The 18,040-nt window shown below is 72.8% G+C and carries 13 protein-coding genes; 9 read left to right on the top strand and 4 right to left on the bottom strand.

The features are described 5' to 3' along the window. Positions 1-12: 12 nt before the first annotated feature. Positions 13-1,578 carry a histidine ammonia-lyase gene (gene hutH / locus FB382_RS21140; protein WP_182541930.1) on the bottom strand — a complete coding sequence of 522 codons (1,566 nt, stop codon included), beginning with the start codon at positions 1,576-1,578 and terminating at the stop codon, positions 13-15. Between the two features lie 285 nt (positions 1,579-1,863). On the opposite strand from hutH, the gene FB382_RS21135 reads away from it, so the two are divergent. The 4 genes from FB382_RS21135 to FB382_RS21120 all read left to right on the top strand — a co-directional run bounded on the left by FB382_RS21135 (position 1,864) and on the right by FB382_RS21120 (position 6,215). Next, the gene (locus tag FB382_RS21135) at positions 1,864-3,078 is read left to right on the top strand and encodes a choice-of-anchor P family protein (RefSeq protein WP_182541929.1); all 1,215 of its coding nucleotides are present in this window, start codon (positions 1,864-1,866) and stop codon (positions 3,076-3,078) included. A 161-nt stretch (positions 3,079-3,239) separates the two neighbouring features. Then, a complete protein-coding gene (locus FB382_RS21130) occupies positions 3,240-4,514 on the top strand; it encodes a choice-of-anchor P family protein (RefSeq protein WP_182541928.1) in 1,275 nt (424 codons plus the stop codon). Positions 4,515-4,599: 85 nt separating this feature from the next. Further along, entirely contained in the window at positions 4,600-5,808 is a 1,209-nt protein-coding gene (locus FB382_RS21125) for an MFS transporter (RefSeq protein WP_182541927.1), read from the top strand. A 35-nt stretch (positions 5,809-5,843) separates the two neighbouring features. Then, entirely contained in the window at positions 5,844-6,215 is a 372-nt protein-coding gene (locus FB382_RS21120; protein ID WP_182541926.1) for a hypothetical protein, read from the top strand. Between the two features lie 7 nt (positions 6,216-6,222). Here the strand turns inward: FB382_RS21120 and FB382_RS23025 are convergent, their stop codons facing one another. After that, positions 6,223-6,792 (bottom strand): VOC family protein, encoded by a 570-nt coding sequence (locus FB382_RS23025; RefSeq protein ID WP_182541925.1) that lies wholly within the window; start codon positions 6,790-6,792, stop codon positions 6,223-6,225. A 68-nt stretch (positions 6,793-6,860) separates the two neighbouring features. On the opposite strand from FB382_RS23025, the gene FB382_RS21110 reads away from it, so the two are divergent. After that, entirely contained in the window at positions 6,861-7,625 is a 765-nt protein-coding gene (locus FB382_RS21110; protein ID WP_182541924.1) for an IclR family transcriptional regulator, read from the top strand. On the opposite strand, the gene FB382_RS21105 is transcribed toward FB382_RS21110, so the two are convergent. Next, the gene (locus tag FB382_RS21105; protein ID WP_182541923.1) at positions 7,594-8,352 is read right to left on the bottom strand and encodes a nucleotidyltransferase domain-containing protein; all 759 of its coding nucleotides are present in this window, start codon (positions 8,350-8,352) and stop codon (positions 7,594-7,596) included. The genes FB382_RS21110 and FB382_RS21105 overlap by 32 nt on opposite strands. A gap of 106 nt (positions 8,353-8,458) precedes the next feature. Between FB382_RS21105 and FB382_RS21100 the strand changes: the two genes are divergently transcribed. The 4 genes from FB382_RS21100 to FB382_RS21085 all read left to right on the top strand — a co-directional run bounded on the left by FB382_RS21100 (position 8,459) and on the right by FB382_RS21085 (position 17,756). Further along, positions 8,459-10,954, top strand: a complete 2,496-nt coding sequence (locus tag FB382_RS21100; RefSeq protein ID WP_182541922.1) for an amidohydrolase family protein — start codon at positions 8,459-8,461, stop codon at positions 10,952-10,954. Positions 10,955-11,128: 174 nt separating this feature from the next. Continuing rightward, positions 11,129-12,685, top strand: a complete 1,557-nt coding sequence (locus FB382_RS21095) for a M4 family metallopeptidase (RefSeq protein WP_182541921.1) — start codon at positions 11,129-11,131, stop codon at positions 12,683-12,685. A gap of 210 nt (positions 12,686-12,895) precedes the next feature. Then, positions 12,896-16,342: a (Fe-S)-binding protein gene (locus tag FB382_RS21090; RefSeq protein ID WP_182541920.1), complete on the top strand. Its 3,447-nt coding sequence runs from the start codon at positions 12,896-12,898 to the stop codon at positions 16,340-16,342. Positions 16,343-16,445: 103 nt separating this feature from the next. After that, entirely contained in the window at positions 16,446-17,756 is a 1,311-nt protein-coding gene (locus FB382_RS21085; RefSeq protein ID WP_182541919.1) for a PASTA domain-containing protein, read from the top strand. Between the two features lie 9 nt (positions 17,757-17,765). Here the strand turns inward: FB382_RS21085 and FB382_RS21080 are convergent, their stop codons facing one another. Beyond that, a complete protein-coding gene (locus tag FB382_RS21080) occupies positions 17,766-18,032 on the bottom strand; it encodes a hypothetical protein (RefSeq protein WP_182541918.1) in 267 nt (88 codons plus the stop codon). Positions 18,033-18,040: the final 8 nt, after the last annotated feature.

Raw genomic sequence — 18,040 nt, 5'->3', positions numbered from 1 at the left:
CCCCGGCGCGGGTCAGGCCAGCTCCCCCAGGACGTCCTCGACGGCGCGCAGGACGGCGCCGGAGCGGACCAGCTCGACCGCCGCCTCGATCTCGGGCGAGAGGTGGCGGTCGGGGCCGGGGCCCTGGATGCCCGACTCCCGCAGGAGGCGTACGACGGCGGCGGTGGCCGGCGACGGCTCCAGCGGAGCGCGCAGGTCGAGGGCGCGGGCAGCGGTCAGCACCTCGATCGCGACCACGCGAGTCAGGCCGTCGACGGAGCGGCGCAGCTTGCGCGCGGCCGACCAGCCCATCGAGACGTGGTCCTCCTGCATCGCACTGGAGGGAATCGAGTCGACCGAGGCCGGGACGGCGAGGCGCTTGAGCTCGGAGACGATCGCGGCCTGGGTGTACTGCGCGATCATGTGGCCACTGTCGACGCCCGGGTCGTCGGCGAGGAACGGCGGCAGCCCGTGGTTGCGGGCCTTGTCCAGGAACCGGTCGGTACGTCGCTCGCTGATCGAGGCGACGTCGGCGGCGACGATGGCGAGGAAGTCCAGGACGTAGGCGACCGGGGCGCCGTGGAAGTTGCCGTTGGACTCGACCCGTCCCTCCTCTGCGAGGACCACCGGGTTGTCGACGGCGCTCGCCAGCTCGCGGCCGGCCACCTGCGCGGCGTACTCGACGGTGTCGCGGGCGGCGCCGTGCACCTGCGGCGAGCAGCGCAGCGAGTAGGCGTCCTGGACGCGGTTGCAGTCAGGGCCGCGGTGGGAGGCGACGACGCCGGAGTCGGCGAGGACGCGGGTCAGGTTGGCCGCCGAGAGCGCCTGGCCGGGGTGCGGCCGGATCGCCTGCAGCTCGGGCGCGAAGACCCGGTCGGTGCCGAGCTGGCCCTCGACCGACATGGCCGCCGAGACGTCGGCCGTGCGCAGCAGCATCCGCAGGTCGTGGATCGCCATGACGAGCATCCCGAGCATCCCGTCGGTGCCGTTGATGAGGGCGAGGCCCTCCTTGGCCTCGAGCTCGACCGGGGTGAGCCCGGCGGCGGCCAGCGCGTCGGCCGCGGGCATCAGGACACCGTCGGCGTCGCGGACGTCGCCCTCCCCCATCAGCGCCAGCGCGCAGTGGGACAGCGGCGCGAGGTCGCCCGAGCAGCCCAGCGAGCCGTACTCACGCACGACCGGGGTGATCCCGGCCGACAACAGGCCGGCGAGCAGCTGCGCGGTCTCGACCCGGACGCCGGTGTGGCCGGTGGCCAGGGTGGAGAGACGCAGCAGCATCAGCCCGCGCGTCACCTCGCGCTCGACCTCGGGGCCGGAGCCGGCGGCGTGCGAGCGCACCAGCGACTTCTGCAGCTGGGCGCGCATCTCGGTCGGGATGTGCCGGGTCGCGAGGGCGCCGAACCCCGTCGAGATGCCGTACGCCGGGGTGGCGGCCGACGCGAGCACCTCGACCACCTCGCGTGCCCGGGCCAGGGCGGTCAACGCCTCCTCGGTCAGCTCGACGGGAGCGCCGCCGCGGGCGACGGCGACGACGTCGTCGAGGGACACGGGGCCGACGCCGACGGCCACGGGGCGGGTGCGCAGATCAGGAACGGACATGCCCCCATCCAACGCCCGGGACCGGTCGCCCACCAGAGCGGGACACGGCGCACCCGTCTCGGATCCCAGACTCGTCGCCGCGCGACCCCGCCGTTTTCTTTACCTTCCGGGACGTGTTCCGGCTCACACGATGGGTAAAAGACAGGTGAAGGCCTGGAGGCAGTACGGGGGGCGACCAGGGTCGCGAACGCCAACAGGCCCGGGCGCTGAACCGTCTCGGGCTGCTCACACGGGGAGAGCACACGCATGCGCACACCACTCATCGCAGGATCCGTCCTTGCCCTCATGACGGCAGGCGCCGTCACCTTGGGCACCACCACCGCCCAGGGGATGGCAGCCTCGGAGAAGACTCCGACGCAGTTCGCCCTCGGCGGATCGGGGTTCGGGAGCCGGGGCGAGGGCGGCGACGTCCCCGCCGGGACCGACACCACCGCCTACCAGGTGATCGGCTGCAACAACAGGGCCGGACTCAACCGCGAGAACCACCTCGAGGACACGACCGTGCCCGGGCTGGGCACCATGCACAACATCACCACCACCGTCTGGACGACCACGTCCGGCGGCACCGTGGCGTCGAACTCGCGCAACAGCATCGAGCAGCTCACCATCGGGGACCCCTCGGCAGGCGCCCTCGAGCTGCACGCCGTGAGGTCCGACTCTCGCGCCTTCCACGACGGCAGCGGCTACCACTCCACCACCGTCACCCACGTCGGCTCGCTGACGTTCACGCCGCCGGGCGGCGAGCCGCAGGTGCTCGACCTCCCGACGCCGGACCAGCCGGTCACGGTGCCGGGCCTGGCCACCATCGCGATCGGCGACGCCCGCGAGCTGCACGACGGAGACGGAGCCAAGGCCTCGGCCAACGCCGTCGACATCACGGTGCTGGCCACCGGCTCGCGCTTCCGGATCGCGCACTCCGCGGCCCAGATCGGGGAGGGCGTGCGCTCCGGCCTCTTCCGCGGCTACTCCTCCAGCAGCCGCAACCGCGGCCTGGACGACAACGTGACGACCGGGAGGACGTCGTACCTCCTCATGCCCTGCCAGGGCACCGGAGGCGACCTGCGCCGCAAGTCGATCGCACACTCGAGCCCGCGGTCCGACATCGAGATCCGCAACGCGGCCAGCCGCGAGTGGGGCACGCAGAACGCCACCACCGCGAGCGGGTTCGAGCAGGGCTCCATCTCCCGGATCGCCATCGGGAGCGACCTGCTCGTCAAGGCCATCGTCGGCCGGGTCAACGTCAAGCGCGTCGGTGACAAGGTGATCCGCTCCATCGACGGCACCACCATCGGCACGATCATCGCCAACGGTGAGCCGCAGACGTTCCCCGACACCGACGTGCTGGAGATCCCCGGTGTGGCGCGCCTGGAGCGCAACATCGTGAAGAAGACGCCGAACGGCATGTCCGTGATCTCGCTGCGGATCACCCTGCTCGACGGCACCGGCGCTGTCTTGAACCTCGGCCTCGCACGGCTCGAGATCCTCGACAGCGGCAACTGACCGACACGCTCGGTCAGCCTCCCCCGGGGGTGGCGGGTGACCACGGTCACCCGTCACCCGCGGTGCGCGCAGGCGTTGTCCTCGTGGGAGCGCGACACCAACGTCGCCGTCATGCCATGCCACACCACGGGCCCACGGCCCACCCCGGGAGAAATCACCACATGCGCACACGACTCGTCCTGCCGTCCCTCGTCGCCCTGCTGTCCGCGGGCCTCGTCGCCTCGCCGAGCCTGGACGCCCAGGCCGCCGACGGCGCCAACCAGGCCGCGCGGACGCCCACGGCGTTCGCGATGAAGACCTCCGGCTTCGGCACCCGCGTCCAGGGTGGCCAGGTGCCCGCGAGCTCCGACACCACCGGGTACGACGTCATCAGCTGCACCAACGAGGCCGGACGTGACCACCGCAACTACGAGGCCTCGGTGACCCTGCCGGGCGCCGGGCTCGCCGAGGGCGTCAAGACCCACGCGTGGACCGCCACCGGTCAGGACGGCGCGCGCGTGTCCTCCAGCACCGTGCACGACGTGGCCCGGGTGACCCTTGCCCAGACGGGCGCGGGCAAGCTCGTGCTCACCGCGATCCACTCGAAGTCCTCCGCCGTGCACGACGCGACCGGCTTCCACACCATCACCTCGACCGCCATCGGTGGCGTCTCGCTGGTCAGCCCGGGCCTGCCGGCGCAGTCCTTCCCGGTCCCCACCCCCGGCCAGCCGCTCACGATCCCCGGCGTCGCGACCGTCGCGGTCGGCACCTCCCACGAGTCGGCCACCGACCACGCCGCGCACGCGACGGCCAACGCCGCCGACGTGCACCTCCTGGTCTCCGACACGCGCGTCCGCATCGCGCACAGCGCCGCACACCTCTACGACGGGGTCATCCACGGCATCTTCAAGGGCAACGCCAACGCCACCCGGGCCACCGGCGTGGCCGACAACGTCCGCAGCGGCCCGACCCCGCTCCAGTACGTCCCCTGCCAGGGCACCGGCGGCGACGCCCGGAGCAAGTCGATCGCCAGCCTCGACCTCGGCGGCAACATCGCCGTCCAGGGCCTCAGCACCAAGGTGATGGGCAAGCAGACGGCCGACAAGACGACCGGCTTCGCCTCGGGCCGCGTCGCCTCGTTCAACCTCGGCGACGGCCAGCTCGTCATCACCGGCATCGTCGGCCGGGTCAACGTCGACCGGCTCGCGGGCGGTCGCCTGATCCGCACGCTGGCGGGCACGACGGTCGGCAGCATCACCTCCAACGGCGACCCGCAGAGCTTCCCCGACACCGGCGTCCTCACCATCCCCGGCGTCGCGAAGATCGAGCGCTCCCTGTCGGAGATGAAGCCCAACGGGCTCTCCGTCACCGCCGTGCGGATCACGCTGCTGGACGGGTCCGGCGCCGTGATCAACCTCGGCCAGGCCCAGCTCAAGATCAAGCCCAGCGGCCGCTGACCCCTCCTGCCTGATGGCCCATCTCACGGGCCATCAGGCAAGACGCGGCGCCGTACGTCGATCGCCGCGGCGTTGACTGGGCGGCATGACCACCACGAGGGACACCGTGGCGCGTCGGGCGCCGGACATCGGGACCGCGCGGCGCTGGTCGATGCTCGGCGCGAGCACGCTCGCCCAGGCGGCGGCCGCGGTGATGGTGCACGGCCCCGCCTTCCTGATCCCGGTGCTGCACGCCCGGCTCGGCCTGAGCCTGGCCGAGGCCGGACTCGTGGCGGCGGCGCCGACGGTCGGCGTGATGCTGGCGCTGGTGGCGTGGGGGCTCGTGTCCGACCTGCGGGGCGAGCGCTTCGTGCTCGTCTCCGGCCTCGCGCTGACCACCCTCGCCGGCGTGGCCAGCACGCTCACCGACCGGCTGCCGCTGCTGGTGCTCACCCTCCTGCTCGCCGGTGCGAGCGCGGCGAGCACCAACGCGGCCAGCGGCCGGGTCGTGGTCGGCTGGTTCCCCGCCGGGCGGCGCGGTCTCGCGATGGGCGTGCGACAGATGGCCCAGCCGGTCGGCGTCGGCGTGGCCGCGCTGTCGATGGCGGTGGTCGCCGACCGCCACGGCGTCCAGGCGGCCCTGTGGGTGCCGACCGTCGCGTGCGGCCTGGCCACGGTGGTCGTGGCCCTGGTCGTGGTGGACCCGCCGCGGCCCGAGGTCGCTGCCGGCATCGCTCCCAACCCCTACCGTCGCGACGGCTACCTCGCCCGCATCCACGGCGTCTCGGTCCTGCTCGTGGTCCCGCAGTTCCTGGTGTGGACGTTCGCGCTGGTCTGGCTGGTGCAGGACCGGCACTGGTCGGCTGCCGGGGCCGGCTCGGTCGTGGCCGCCTCCCAGCTGGCCGGGGCCGTCGGCCGGATCGCGGCCGGCCACCTCTCCGACGTGGTCGGCAGCCGGATGCGCCCGCTGCGCTGGGTCGCCGCCGCGGCCGGCGCGACGATGGCGCTGCTGGGCCTGGCGGCCGGGGCCGGCTGGGCCGTCGCGGTCGCCCTGATGGTGCTGGCGACCGTCCTCACCGTGGCCGACAACGGGCTCGCCTTCACCGCGGTCGCGGAGCGGGCCGGCCCGTTCTGGTCGGGCCGGGCGCTGGGCATCCAGAACACCGCGCAGTTCCTCGCGGCGAGCGCCGTACCCCCGCTGGCGGGGTTGGCCGTCGCGGCGTTCGGCTACCCCGCCACCTTCGCGCTGGGCGCCCTCTTCGCGCTCGCGGCGCTGCCGCTGGTGCCGGTCGCGGCCGAGCGCGAGCTCTCCTGAGGCGTGAGCCGGCCGGGATCGGGTACGACGCAGGCATGTCGACCACCACCGTCATCATCGTCGTCCTGCTCGTCGTCGTGCTGGGCATCGCCCTGGCGGCCGTCGCGGTCATGAACCGCAACCGCCGGGCCGAGCAGGACCGCGCCGCCGCCGAGCAGCTCCGCATCGAAGCGGTCGCGACCCACGGCACCGCCGTCGCCGAGTCGGAGCAGCAGGCGCAGGAGGCCGAGGCGCGTGCCGAGCTCGCCCGCGCCGAGGCCGAGCGCGCCGAGAAGGCCGCTGCCGAGGCCCGCCTGGGCCGGCACGTGGAGGAGGCGCGCCAGGAGGACACCCTCCGCACCGCCGACCGCGTCGACCCCGACGTCGACCACCGCGCCGACGACTACCGGCCGGGCGCCACCAGCTAGTCGCCCGCTAGCCCTTCCGGGCAGCCAGCACGCAGAACTCGTTGCCGGACGGATCGGCGAAGTGGCGCCACGGCAGGTCTCCCCACGCGAAGTGGAGCTCGCGCCCGCCCCGGTCCTCGATCCCGCTCGCGACCGCCTCGGCGTCGTCGTCCGACTCCAGCCGGAGGTCGAGGTGGGTCGGGTTCTTGGCGTCCGTCTTCGGCTGCTCCTCCGGCACCAGCGCGAGCACCGGCCCGCGGCCGGACGGGTGCCGGAGACCGTGCACGTCGCTGCCCGCGACCGGCGTCCAGCTGGTCAGCCACTCCCAGAAGGCCAGGTCCCGCGCGGGGTCGGCAGACTCCAGCCGCAGCGCCGTGAGCTCCCCGTCCCGGACGTCGAGGTGGAGCCGCGGGGTCCCGGTCGGCTCGTCCGGCACCCGCTGGAAGCACAGGTCCAGCTCGGGTCCGCCGGGCACCGCGAGGCGAGTCTCGAACCCGGCCTCCTCGTCGGTCAGCGTCTCGGTGCCGAGCTCGGCCTCCCAGGCCCGGCCGGTGGTCTGCGGATCGGTGGCGTCGAAGACGACGTTCTCGAAGTACACGACCCCACCCTAGGACGCTCGGCGCGGACCGACCCGGAGGGCACGGCGCGGGCACTAGCCTCGGGCCCATGAGCCAGGTGCCCGCCGCGACCCGCACCCTGCGGGTCCTCCGGTTCCTGGCCAGCCAGCCCGACCCGGTGCCGCTGGACCGGATCATGCGGGCCTGCGACCTGCCGCGCTCCACGGCGTACCACCTGCTGCGCGCCATGGTGGAGGAGGGCTTCGTCGTGCACCTGGTCGAGGAGCACCGCTACGGCCTCGGGCTCGCGGCCTTCGAGGTGGGGAGCGGCTACGCCCGGCAGGAGCCGCTCCAGCGGATCGCCCGCCGGCCGCTCGCCGACCTCGTCGACCGGGTCCACCAGTCCGCGCACCTCGCGGTGCTGCACGGTCGCGACGTCCTCTACGTCCTGGAGGAGCGGGCGCCCGGACGGCCGCCGCTCGTCACCGACGTGGGGGTCCGGCTGCCGGCCCAGCTCACGGCCAGCGGCCGGGCGATCCTGGCCGCGCTGCCCGCCCCGCAGGTGCGGGCTCTCTACTCCTCGCCGCGGGACTTCGTGGACCGGCACGGGCTCGGCCCCCGCACGCTCAGCGGCCTGCGCACGCTGCTGTCGGAGACCCGGCAGCGCGGCTACGCGACCGAGGACGGCGAGGTCACGCCGGGTCTCGCCAGCGTCGCCGCAGCGGTGCTCGACCACAACGGGCATCCCGTCGCCGGGGTCGCGGTGACCTACCCCGTCGACGCCATCACCGACCCCGAGCCGGCCCGGATCGTCGAGCACGTGCGGCGCACGGCCGCCGGCCTCACCCGCCGGATCGGGGGGACGCCGGACTGACCGGCGCGTCACCGCCGAGCCGGAAGCCCGCCCACAGGCGTCCGCCGGCCAGGTCGAGGACCTCGTCGGCCACGACGACCAGCGGACCCGGGTCGCCGTCCAGTGCCGCCCGCAGTGCGGCCAGCAGCCGCGGGGCGTACGTCGATCCCGCGACGGCATCGTGCGCCTCGAGCTCGCGGACCAGCCACTTGCCGGTGCCCGACCAACGGCCCTCGACCGCCAGCAGCAGCTCGGTCGCCTCGCGCCACACCTCCACCGCCACCGCGGCCATGATCGCGGGCGGGCCGCCGCCGACGAGGTCGTCGAGCAGGTCGGTGAGCCCATAGCGCGCCAGCTCGAGCGCGGACCCCTCCAGCGCGGGCGGCCCGGCCGCGACCGCGGCGGTGCACTCCGCGACCAGGGCCGCCCCCGACCCGTCGACGTCCAGGAGCATCTCGCCGCCGGAGACGAGCCGCGCCATGGTCGGCCGGCGCCGGTCGCGGTCCTTGGCGACGTAGTGCCGGACCGAGTCGGCGGTGTGCACGAACAGCTCGACCGGCCACCCGTCGTACTGCAGGGACTCGCGGTGGGCACCGCCCGACGCCTGCAGGACGGTGATGTCCAGGTCCGACGTCGACGTCGCGCCGCCCAGCACGACGCTGCCGGACAACCAGGCCGCGGTCGCGTCGGGGAAGCGCTCGGCGACCAGGCGGCGTGCGGACTCGAGGGCGTGCTCGCGGGACGTCACCGGAGCAACCTAGACAGCGCCTGCGACGCGTGCCACCTTCGCGAGGGTGACGTCGCGGTCCCCCGCTCGTTGAACGGTCCACGCAGCTCAGCGGGAAGGAACCACCGTGCGCCGAAACTCCCCCCAGCACCCCGATCGACGGCCCGTGCGCCGACTCGTCTGGTCGGGCACCCTCGCCGCCGTCCTGGTGGCGTCGGCCGTCGCGATCCCCTCCTACGGGAGCCGCGGCGGGACCCTCCTCGCGAAGTACGACGCGACCAAGGCGGCCGTGCTCGAGGCGCTGCCGCACACCGACCCGCCGGGGGCCGCGCCGCACAACCACAACGATCCCGCCACCAAGAACTCCCTCTCCCGGGCGAGCGACACGGGTCCGGAGACCCAGGACCCGACGACCGCCGCGGAGAAGAAGGCCAACGCGGCCTACGTCGCGGCCGAGCGGCAGACCGCCGACCCGCGGCTGACGACCACGCCGGTCATGGCGCCGCGCGCCCTCCACCCGGAGACGCGCTACGCGATGGCCAACGGCTGCTACAGCCTCACCCCCGACAGCGAGCCGCTCTTCTTCAAGCCGACGAAGCTCGGCACCTACCTCCTCTACGACAAGGCCCGGAAGTTCGTCAGCGCCGCCGGCGGCAAGGCCGACGCGCCCAGCACGGACACCGAGTGGAAGGCCGTCCAGCACGGTGACCGGATCACCTTCACCAGCGGCAAGACCGCGCTGAAGCAGGGCGGCACGTCCGACTTCCTGCTGACCCGCACCACCGGCTGCACGGCCTACCCCGAGGCCCAGATCGACATCGACGGCGACCCGACCGCGGGCGTCACGCCGTACCAGGAGGTGCGGGGGTACGTCGACGCGCACACCCACGGCATGGCCTTCGAGTTCCTCGGCGGCGACGTCCACTGCGGCAAGCCCTGGGACAAGTACGGCGCGCCGTACGCCCTGGTCGACTGCCCGGACCACACCTACACCGGCGGCTACGGCTCGGTGCTCGAGGCGGCCCTGTCCGGCCGCCCCAGCCACGACCCGGTCGGCTGGCCGACGTTCAAGGACTGGCCGGCGCCGGAGTCGCTGACCCACGAGGGCACCTACTACCGCTGGCTGGAGCGCTCGTGGCGCGGCGGCCAGCGCATCTTCGTCAACCTGCTGGTCGAGAACAACCAGCTGTGCCAGATCTACCCGATCAAGCACAACTCCTGCGACGACATGGACTCCATCCGCCTCCAGGCGAAGGACATGTACAAGATGCAGGACTACATCGACGCCCAGTTCGGTGGCCCCGGCAAGGGCTTCTACCGGATCGTCACCAACCCCTTCCAGGCCCGCAAGGTCATCAACGCCGGGAAGATGGCGGTGATCATGGGCATCGAGACGAGCCGCCCGTTCGGCTGCACCTACAAGCACCTGCCCGGTGGCGACGTCCCGGCCTGCGACATCGCCTCGATCGACAAGCAGCTCGACCAGGTCCGCGCGATGGGCGTGCGCCAGATGGAGCTGGTCAACAAGTTCGACAACGCGCTGTCCGGCATCGCCGGCGACAACGGCGAGGTCGGCGCGGTCGTGAACTCCGCCAACTTCATGGAGACCGGCTCCTACTGGGACATGCAGCACTGCGAGCCCGCCGACCCCGAGGCCCACGACCACAACCAGGTCGCCGCGCCGGACATCTCGGCCGGCCAGCAGGACGCGCTGTTCGGAGCCGTGGGCGAGCTGTTCGGGTCGCTCAACCTGGGCGCGCTGCCGATCTACCCGCCGCCGGACCACTGCAACAGCCGCGGCCTGACCACGCTCGGCGAGCACACCATCAAGGCCCTCGCCCAGCGCCACATGATCTTCGACCCCGACCACATGAGCGTGAAGGCCCGCAACTCGGCGCTCGACGAGATCGAGGCCATGAAGTACCCCGGCATCGTGTCGTCGCACTCCTGGTCCACCCCGGACGCCTACCCGCGGATCTACAGGGCGGGCGGCTTCATCACGCCGTACGCCGGCGACTCCACCGGCTTCGTGGCCAAGTGGCGCGAGCACGTCGGCTGGGCGGACCACCGCTACTACTGGGGCATCGGCTACGGCGCGGACATGAACGGCCTCGGCGCACAGGGCGACCCGCGCGGCACCGACGTCGCCGACCCGGTCACCTACCCCTTCACCGGCATGGGCGGCGTGACCGTCCGGCAGCAGCACGCCGGCAAGCGGGTCTACGACATCAACGCCGACGGCGTCGCGCAGTACGGCCTCTACCCCGACTGGATCCAGGACCTGACCAAGGTCGCCGGCACCAGCAAGCCGGGTGACGGCGCGGCCATCCTCGAGGACATGTCCCGCGGCGCCGAGGCCTACCTGCAGATGTGGGAGCGGGCCACGGGCATCGCCCCGGACTCCTGCCGCAACCCCGAGCTGCGGCAGCCGGTGCGCGTCGTCGAGGGCCGCATCCACGACGGCATGTCGACCCGGGCCGTCATGGAGACCGTCGGCCAGCCCTACACCCGGCTCGGCGACCACTACACGTTCTGCGCCCGGACCGGCCAGGACGACGACGTACGCATGCAGGTGACGTTCGACCGGGCGGGTGAGGTGACCGCGTTGCGGCGGGTGGGCTGACCACACCCCATCGGGTGAGAGCGGAGGGGTCCGCCTGCCTCACCTTTGTGCACTGCACGTTTCTGCACGCCAGTTCCTCTTGTGGCGGGGGTGAGGTCCGGATGGAATCCGCTCACCCCCCAGTCGGACCGCAACATCTCCGGCGCCCCCACCACACCCCCAGGGAGCTCGTGCATGAAGCCCACGCTGGCTTCTGCCCTCGCCCTCGGCTGCGTCTCCGCAGCCCTGGTCGCGACGGCAGGCAATTCTCAGGCAGCCGACACCACCCACGACGTCCGCGGCGACAGCATCGCCTCGGCCCGCAGCAACGCCGAGCAGCACGCCGGCGTCGGCCGCGGCCAGGACCTCCGGGTCAAGGACACCGTCCTCGACAAGGACGGCGGCAGCCACGTCCGCTTCACCCGCACCTTCCGCGGCCTGGAGGTCGTCGGCGGCGACTTCGTCGTCCACCAGGCGCAGGGCGGCCGCTTCGAGTCGGTCAGCGGCTCGAAGCTCACGCAGGGGCTCCACCTCGCGACCACGCCGACCGTCTCGGCCCAGCGCGCCGCGACGAAGGCGGCCCACGCGGTCGACTTCGCCGGCCGCAAGTCCAGCCCGGAGCTGGTCGTCCTCGCGGCGCACCGCGCCCCGGCGCTGGCCTGGCGCGTCGACGTCACCGGCCGCAACGCCGACGGCTCCCCCGCCGGCGAGTACGTCTTCGTCGACGCCCGCAAGGGCGGCGTCCTGGCGAGCTGGCCCTCGGTCCTCGAGGACACCGGCACCGGCACCGGCCTCTTCACCGGCACCGTTCCGCTGGAGACGACCCTCACGGGCGGCCAGTACACGATGGTCGACGCCAGCCGCGGCGGCAACGCGACGTACAACGGCCCCTACGGCACCAGCACCCCGCTGTTCACCGACGCCGACAACGTGTGGGGCAACGGCTCCACGAGCAACGCCCAGACCGCCGGCGTGGACGCGCACTACGGCATCGCGAAGACGTGGGACTTCTACAAGAACACGTACGGCCGGAACGGCATCGCCAACGACGGCAAGGGCGCACGCTCCTTCGTCCACGACGGCGCCTACGTCAACGCGTCGTGGAGCGACTCGTGCTTCTGCATGCGCTACGGCGACGGCGACGCCACCACCTACCCGCTGGTCGCGCTGGACGTGGCCGGCCACGAGATGAGCCACGGCGTCACCAGCCGCACCGCCGGCCTGACCTACCGCGGTGAGTCGGGCGGCCTGAACGAGGCCAACTCCGACATCTTCGGCACGATGGTCGAGTGGTACGCCAACATGGCCGGGGACACCCCCGACTACGTCATCGGCGAGCAGATCTACCGCGCCTACAACCCGGCGACCAACTACATCCGCCGGATGGACAAGCCGTCGATGGACGGTGGCAGCCAGGACTGCTGGAGCACCGCGACCAAGCGCGTCGACGTGCACTACTCCTCGGGTCCCGCCAACCACTACTTCTACCTGCTGTCCGAGGGCAGCGGCGCGAAGACGATCAACGGCATCGCCTACAACAGCCCGACGTGCAACGGCTCCACGATCACCGGCATCGGCCGCGACGCCGCCGCCAAGATCTGGTACCGCGCCCTGACGGTCTACATGACCTCGAGCACCAACTACGCCGGTGCCCGCGTCGCGAACGTCAACGCGGCCACCGACCTGTACGGCGCCACCTCGACCCAGGTCGCGGCGGTCAAGGCTGCCTGGTCGGCGGTCTCGGTCAACTGATCCACCCCAGCACCGCTGACGGCGGCCGGTCCTCGGGGACCGGCCGCCGTCGGCGTTCCCGGGTGACGAACGCGGCGTGCCACGCGAAGTTACCTGCCGGTAGGATCTGTCTCACAGAGGTCCACCGCTGACGCAGAACCTGTGGCAGCCCTAGGCTCGCGACACGCGTGCCGGACCGGCGTGCCCGCCCCGACGAGGAGCAGTAGTCCCATGCAGATCTTCGCCATTGTCGTCTCCCTCGCGATCGCCGTCGTCGGCATCGTCTTCTTCGTGCGGGCGATCCGCTCGATGATCGGGGTCATCAAGGTCGGGCAGCCGGCCTCGCGCAGCGACAACCCCGGCAAGCGCACCGTGACCTTGCTGAAGGAGTCGTTGCTCCACACCCGGATGCTCCAGTGGCACTGGGTCGGCGCGGGCCACTGGTTCATCTTCATCGGCTTCGGGCTGCTGTTCTTCACCCTGGTCACGGCCTTCGGCCAGCTCTTCCACGCCGAGTTCGCGCTGCCGCTGATCGGCCACTTCTTCCTCTGGGAGTGGCTCACCGAGTTCGTGACGCTCGTGATGATCGTGGCGATCTGCGCGTTCATCGGCTACCGCGTCTCCCGGCCCAAGGAGCGCACCCGCGGCACCGACGGCCGGTTCTACGGCTCGACCATGTGGCAGGCCTACTTCGTCGAGTCGGTCATCCTCGGTGTCGGCCTCTGCATCGTCACCCTGCGCGGCCTGGAGTACGCCCTCGAGAGCGACTCGACGGCGTTCCACTACCCGCTGACGTTCTGGCTGGGCGAGGCGTTCTCCGGCATGTCCGAGGGCTCGCTGAAGAACGCGATCTACTTCGTGTCGATGCTGAAGATCCTCATCTCCTTCATCTGGATGATCACGATCTCGGTCAACCTCACGATGGGTGTCGCCTGGCACCGCTTCCTGGCCTTCTTCAACATCTGGTTCAAGCGCGAGTCCGCGGGCCGCGACACCGACGGCGCGACCACCGCGCTGGGTGGCCTCAAGCCGCTGACCTCGGCCGGCAAGGCGATCACCCTCGACGACATCGACGATCTCGACGAGGACTCCGTGCTCGGCGTCGGCTCCGTCGAGGACTTCAGCTGGAAGGGCATCCTCGACTTCACCTCGTGCACCGAGTGCGGCCGCTGCCAGTCGCAGTGCCCGGCCTGGAACACCGAGAAGCCGCTCTCCCCCAAGCTCCTCATCACCGCGCTGCGCGACCACGCCTACGCGAAGGCGCCGTACCTCCAGGCCGACGAGGACGCGCGCCCCGCGCTCCTCGAGGGCAACGACACCCTGACCCAGGAGGTCGAGCGGCCGCTCATCGGTGACGAGTCGATGTACGGCGTGATCGACCCCGACGTGCTGTGGTCCTGCACCTCGTGCGGCGCCTGCGTCCAGCAGTGCCCCGTCGACATCGAGCACGTCGACCACATCGTCGACATGCGCCGCTACGCGATCCTGGTCGAGTCCAACTTCCCCGCCGAGCTCAACGGCCTCTTCAAGGGCCTGGAGAACAAGGGCAACCCGTGGAACATGTCGCCCTCGGCGCGCATGGACTGGGCCAAGGGCCTCGACTTCGAGGTGAAGGTCGTCGGCGAGACCATCGAGTCGCTGGACGAGGTCGACTGGCTGTTCTGGGTCGGCTGCGCCGGCGCCTACGAGGACCGGGCGAAGAAGACCACGCGCGCGGTGGCCGAGCTGCTCGACATCGCAGGCGTCTCCTTCGGCGTCCTGGGCAACGGCGAGACCTGCACCGGCGACCCGGCCCGCCGCGCCGGCAACGAGTTCGTCTTCCAGGGCCTGGCCCAGCAGAACGTCGAGACGTTCAAGGAGTACAAGGTCAAGAAGGTCGTCTCGACCTGCGCCCACTGCTTCAACACGCTCAAGAACGAGTACAAGGAGTTCGGGGTCGAGCTCGAGGTCGTGCACCACACGCAGCTGCTCAACCGGCTCGTGCGCGAGGGCAAGCTGACCCCGGTCACCAGCGGTGAGGGCGCCCACAAGCGCTCGATCACCTACCACGACCCCTGCTACATCGGCCGCCACAACGGCGTCTACACCCCGCCGCGCGAGCTGCTCCAGGTCCTGCCCGGCGCCGAGTTCGTCGAGATGGAGCGCAACTCCGAGAAGTCCTTCTGCTGCGGCGCCGGTGGTGCCCGCATGTGGATGGAGGAGAACATCGGCGAGCGGATCAACGTCAACCGCACCGTCGAGGCCGTCGGCACCGGCGCCGACCAGATCGCCGTGGGCTGCCCGTTCTGCCGCGTGATGCTCTCCGACGGCCTGACCGCCCAGCAGGCCAAGGGCGAGGCCCGCGAGGAGGTCGAGGTCCTCGACGTCGCGCAGATGCTGCTCGCCTCGGTCAAGGGCGAGGTCGCCACCAAGGCCAAGCCCGGCGAGGCCCCGGCCCCGGCCGCGAAGAAGGCCGAGCCCGAGGCAGGCGACGCGACCCAGACCGAGGAGACCGTCACCGAGACCGCGGACGCGGGACCCGCGGCCAAGGCCAGCGGCGGCTCGTCGCTCTTCGACACCCCCGCCGAGGACGCCACGGAGGCGCCGGCCGAGGACAAGCCGGCCACCGCCGATGCGGAGAAGCCCGTCACGGAGGAGGCGAAGGCGGCCAAGCCCGCATCGTCCGGCGGCTCGCTGTTCGACCTCGACACCCCGGACGCCCCCGAGACCCCGGAGGCCGAGCCCGCGACCCCGGAGCCCGCGGCTGCCGAGACCGAGGCTGCGGAGACCGAGGCTGCACCGAAGGCGAAGCCGGCCGCCGAGGCGGCCCTGGGCTCCGGGTCGCTCTTCGACCTCGACGCCCCCGCCGAGGAGCCGGCCGCGAGCGAGGCCAAGGCCGCGCCGGAGGCCGAGGCAGAGCCCGAGCCTGAGCCTGAAGCCGAGGCTGAGGCAGCCGCCGAGCCCGAGCCCGAGGTGAGCGAGGAGCCGGAGCCTGCCGCCACGTCCAGCACCCCGGCCGCCGCACCCGCGACCGAGATCCCGGAGGGTGGCTCGCTGTTCGACCTCGAGGCCCCCGAGCCCGCGCCGGCGCCTGCGAAGCCGGAGCCGACCGAGGCGAAGGCCGAACCGGAGCCCGAGCCGGAGCCCGAGGCGAAGGCCGAACCGGAGCCCGAGCCGGAGCCCGAGGCGACGGAGGAGCCCGAGCCGGAGCCCGAGCCCGAGCCGGAGCCCGCGGCGACGGAGGAGCCGAAGGCTCCCGCCGCGCCCGCCGCGCCGGCCGCGACGCCGTCCAGCGAGATCCCCGAGGGCGGTTCGCTGTTCGACATCGAGGCGCCCGAGCCCGCCGCCGCCCCGACCAGGGCCGAGCCCGTCGAGGCCCAGCCCGAGCCGGAGGCCGCTGCGGAGCCCGAGCCGGAGCCGGAGCCGGAGGCAACCGAGGAGCCCGAGCCCGAGGGCGACCTCAGCCCCGGCGCCGCGATCAGCGCCGCCGCGACCGCCGCCGCCAGCGGCGCGAGCGAGGACGCCGAGCCCGAGCCCGAGCCGGAGCCCGAGGCATCCGCGGAGCCGGAGCCCGAGCCCGAAGCAGCAGTGGAGCCCGAGGCCGAGCCGGAGAAGCCGAAGCCGGCCAGCAGCGGTGAGGCCCACCAGCCGAAGACCGACGTGGCCATCGACGAGGCCGGATCGCTCTTCGACCTCTGAGAGCCGCAGGACCGTCACCGTGGCGGATCCGGCGCACCTGGTGCGCCGGATCCGCCACGCTGCATATCCGGGGCAGGCATAGCGTGGCGGCGACAGGAGGGCCATGGACGTCCAGACGTACGTCGACGCTCGGCACGCGATGCTCGTGCGCACCGCCGTGCTGATGGGCCGCTCCAACGCCCGCGCGCACGCCCTCGTGGCCGACGCCCTCGACCACAGCGCCCGCCAGGTCGCGCGTCTCGACGACCCCGACCCGGTGGTGCTGCAGGCCCTCGTCGGCCGGGTCCGCGCCGACCGGGAGGTCGACCCGGGCGACGCCGCGGTCGTGGACACCCTCGACGCCTACCGGATCGTCTCGGACGAGTCGCTCGCGGCACGCGAGGCGGTGGCCGCACTCCCGGCCGGTCTGCGCGACGCAGCGGTCCTCCTCTACTTCGCGCGGCTCCGGGCGCGTGACGCTGCGGCCGCGCTGTCCGTGCGCTCTCGCGAGGTGCCGGGCCTGGCCCGCGGCGTCCTGGGCGCCCTGCCCGCGGCCGACAGCGACGAGGCCGCCCAGGTGCTCGGCCTCGCCGGCGAGACCATCGCGGTCGACCCCCCACGACCCGTGGCCGCCGCGCCGGCGCGACGTCTCCGCGGCGTGGTCGTCGCGGCGGCTGCACTCGCGGTGGTAGCCGGGCTCACGGCGCTGCTCCAGCCGGACGGTGCCCCGGCCAGGTCACTGCCGCCCGACCCGCCGGAGAAGCTGGGCGCCGACCAGGTCCCCTCGGTGTTCGCCCTGTCGACCGACGAGGCGGAGTCGATGCTCGAGGCACGGGGGCTCAGGGTGCGGCTCGCCGACTCCCCCGCCTGCGAGCCGGCCGACCGGGTCCTCGGCACCGACCCGACGACCGGCACCGTCGTCGAGCGCGACGACGTGGTGACCCTGTTGACCGCGTCCCCCTCGGGCCCCGCGTGCGAGGTCCACTTCGGCGAGCGCACCCGGGCCTGGGAGTTCCTCGACTTCGCCGCCGGACGGGCCACCGCCCAGCCGGGCTTCGCCCCGACGGTCCGCGTCTTCCTCGACGGCGCGCCGGTCACGCGTCTGCGCGACCAGGAGGTCCTGTTCCGCCGGCCCGTGTGGGCAGCCGTCCTCGACCGGGTCACGGCCGCGACCCGACGGGTGGAGCTGGACGGCCGCGGCTACGCCGTGCCCCAGCTCACCGTGACGACCGGCGTCCCGCCGGCGAATGCGTGCGGGGTGCGACGGCCGGAGGTGGTGGGCCGACGACCCGCACTCGAGCTCGCCCTGGTGATGGCGACCGAGGCCGGGGGCTGCCCGTTCTCCGTCGACCTCTACACGCGCGGGGGCGCGATCGACGCGGTCGTCGTACGCAGCCCGGCGCCGCAGGGCGCGCGGGACGTCGCCCACCCCTGACGAGCGCCGTCAGCCGCCCATGTGGGGAGCCGTGTCGTCGTGCTCCACCTGGTCGGGCACGACGACCGGCTTGAGCCGCGCCCACGCCAGGAAGCCCACGCCGGTCGCGAGCAGGATCAGCCCGGCCCAGAGGTTGGCGTTGATGCCGCCGGTCTTGTCGGTCTCGGTGTCGCCGAAGATGCCCATGCCGAGCAGGATCACGCCGTAGATCGTGAGCAGCGAGCCGATGATGTTGCGGACGTCGAGCGCGCCCGCGGTCTTCTTGTCACTAGCCATGGGAGAGC

The organism is Nocardioides ginsengisegetis (genome assembly GCF_014138045.1).
GTDB classification, from domain to species: domain Bacteria; phylum Actinomycetota; class Actinomycetes; order Propionibacteriales; family Nocardioidaceae; genus Nocardioides; species Nocardioides ginsengisegetis.
Note: the sequence above shows the minus strand (reverse complement) of the source record. Positions and strands in the feature narration are given on the sequence as shown.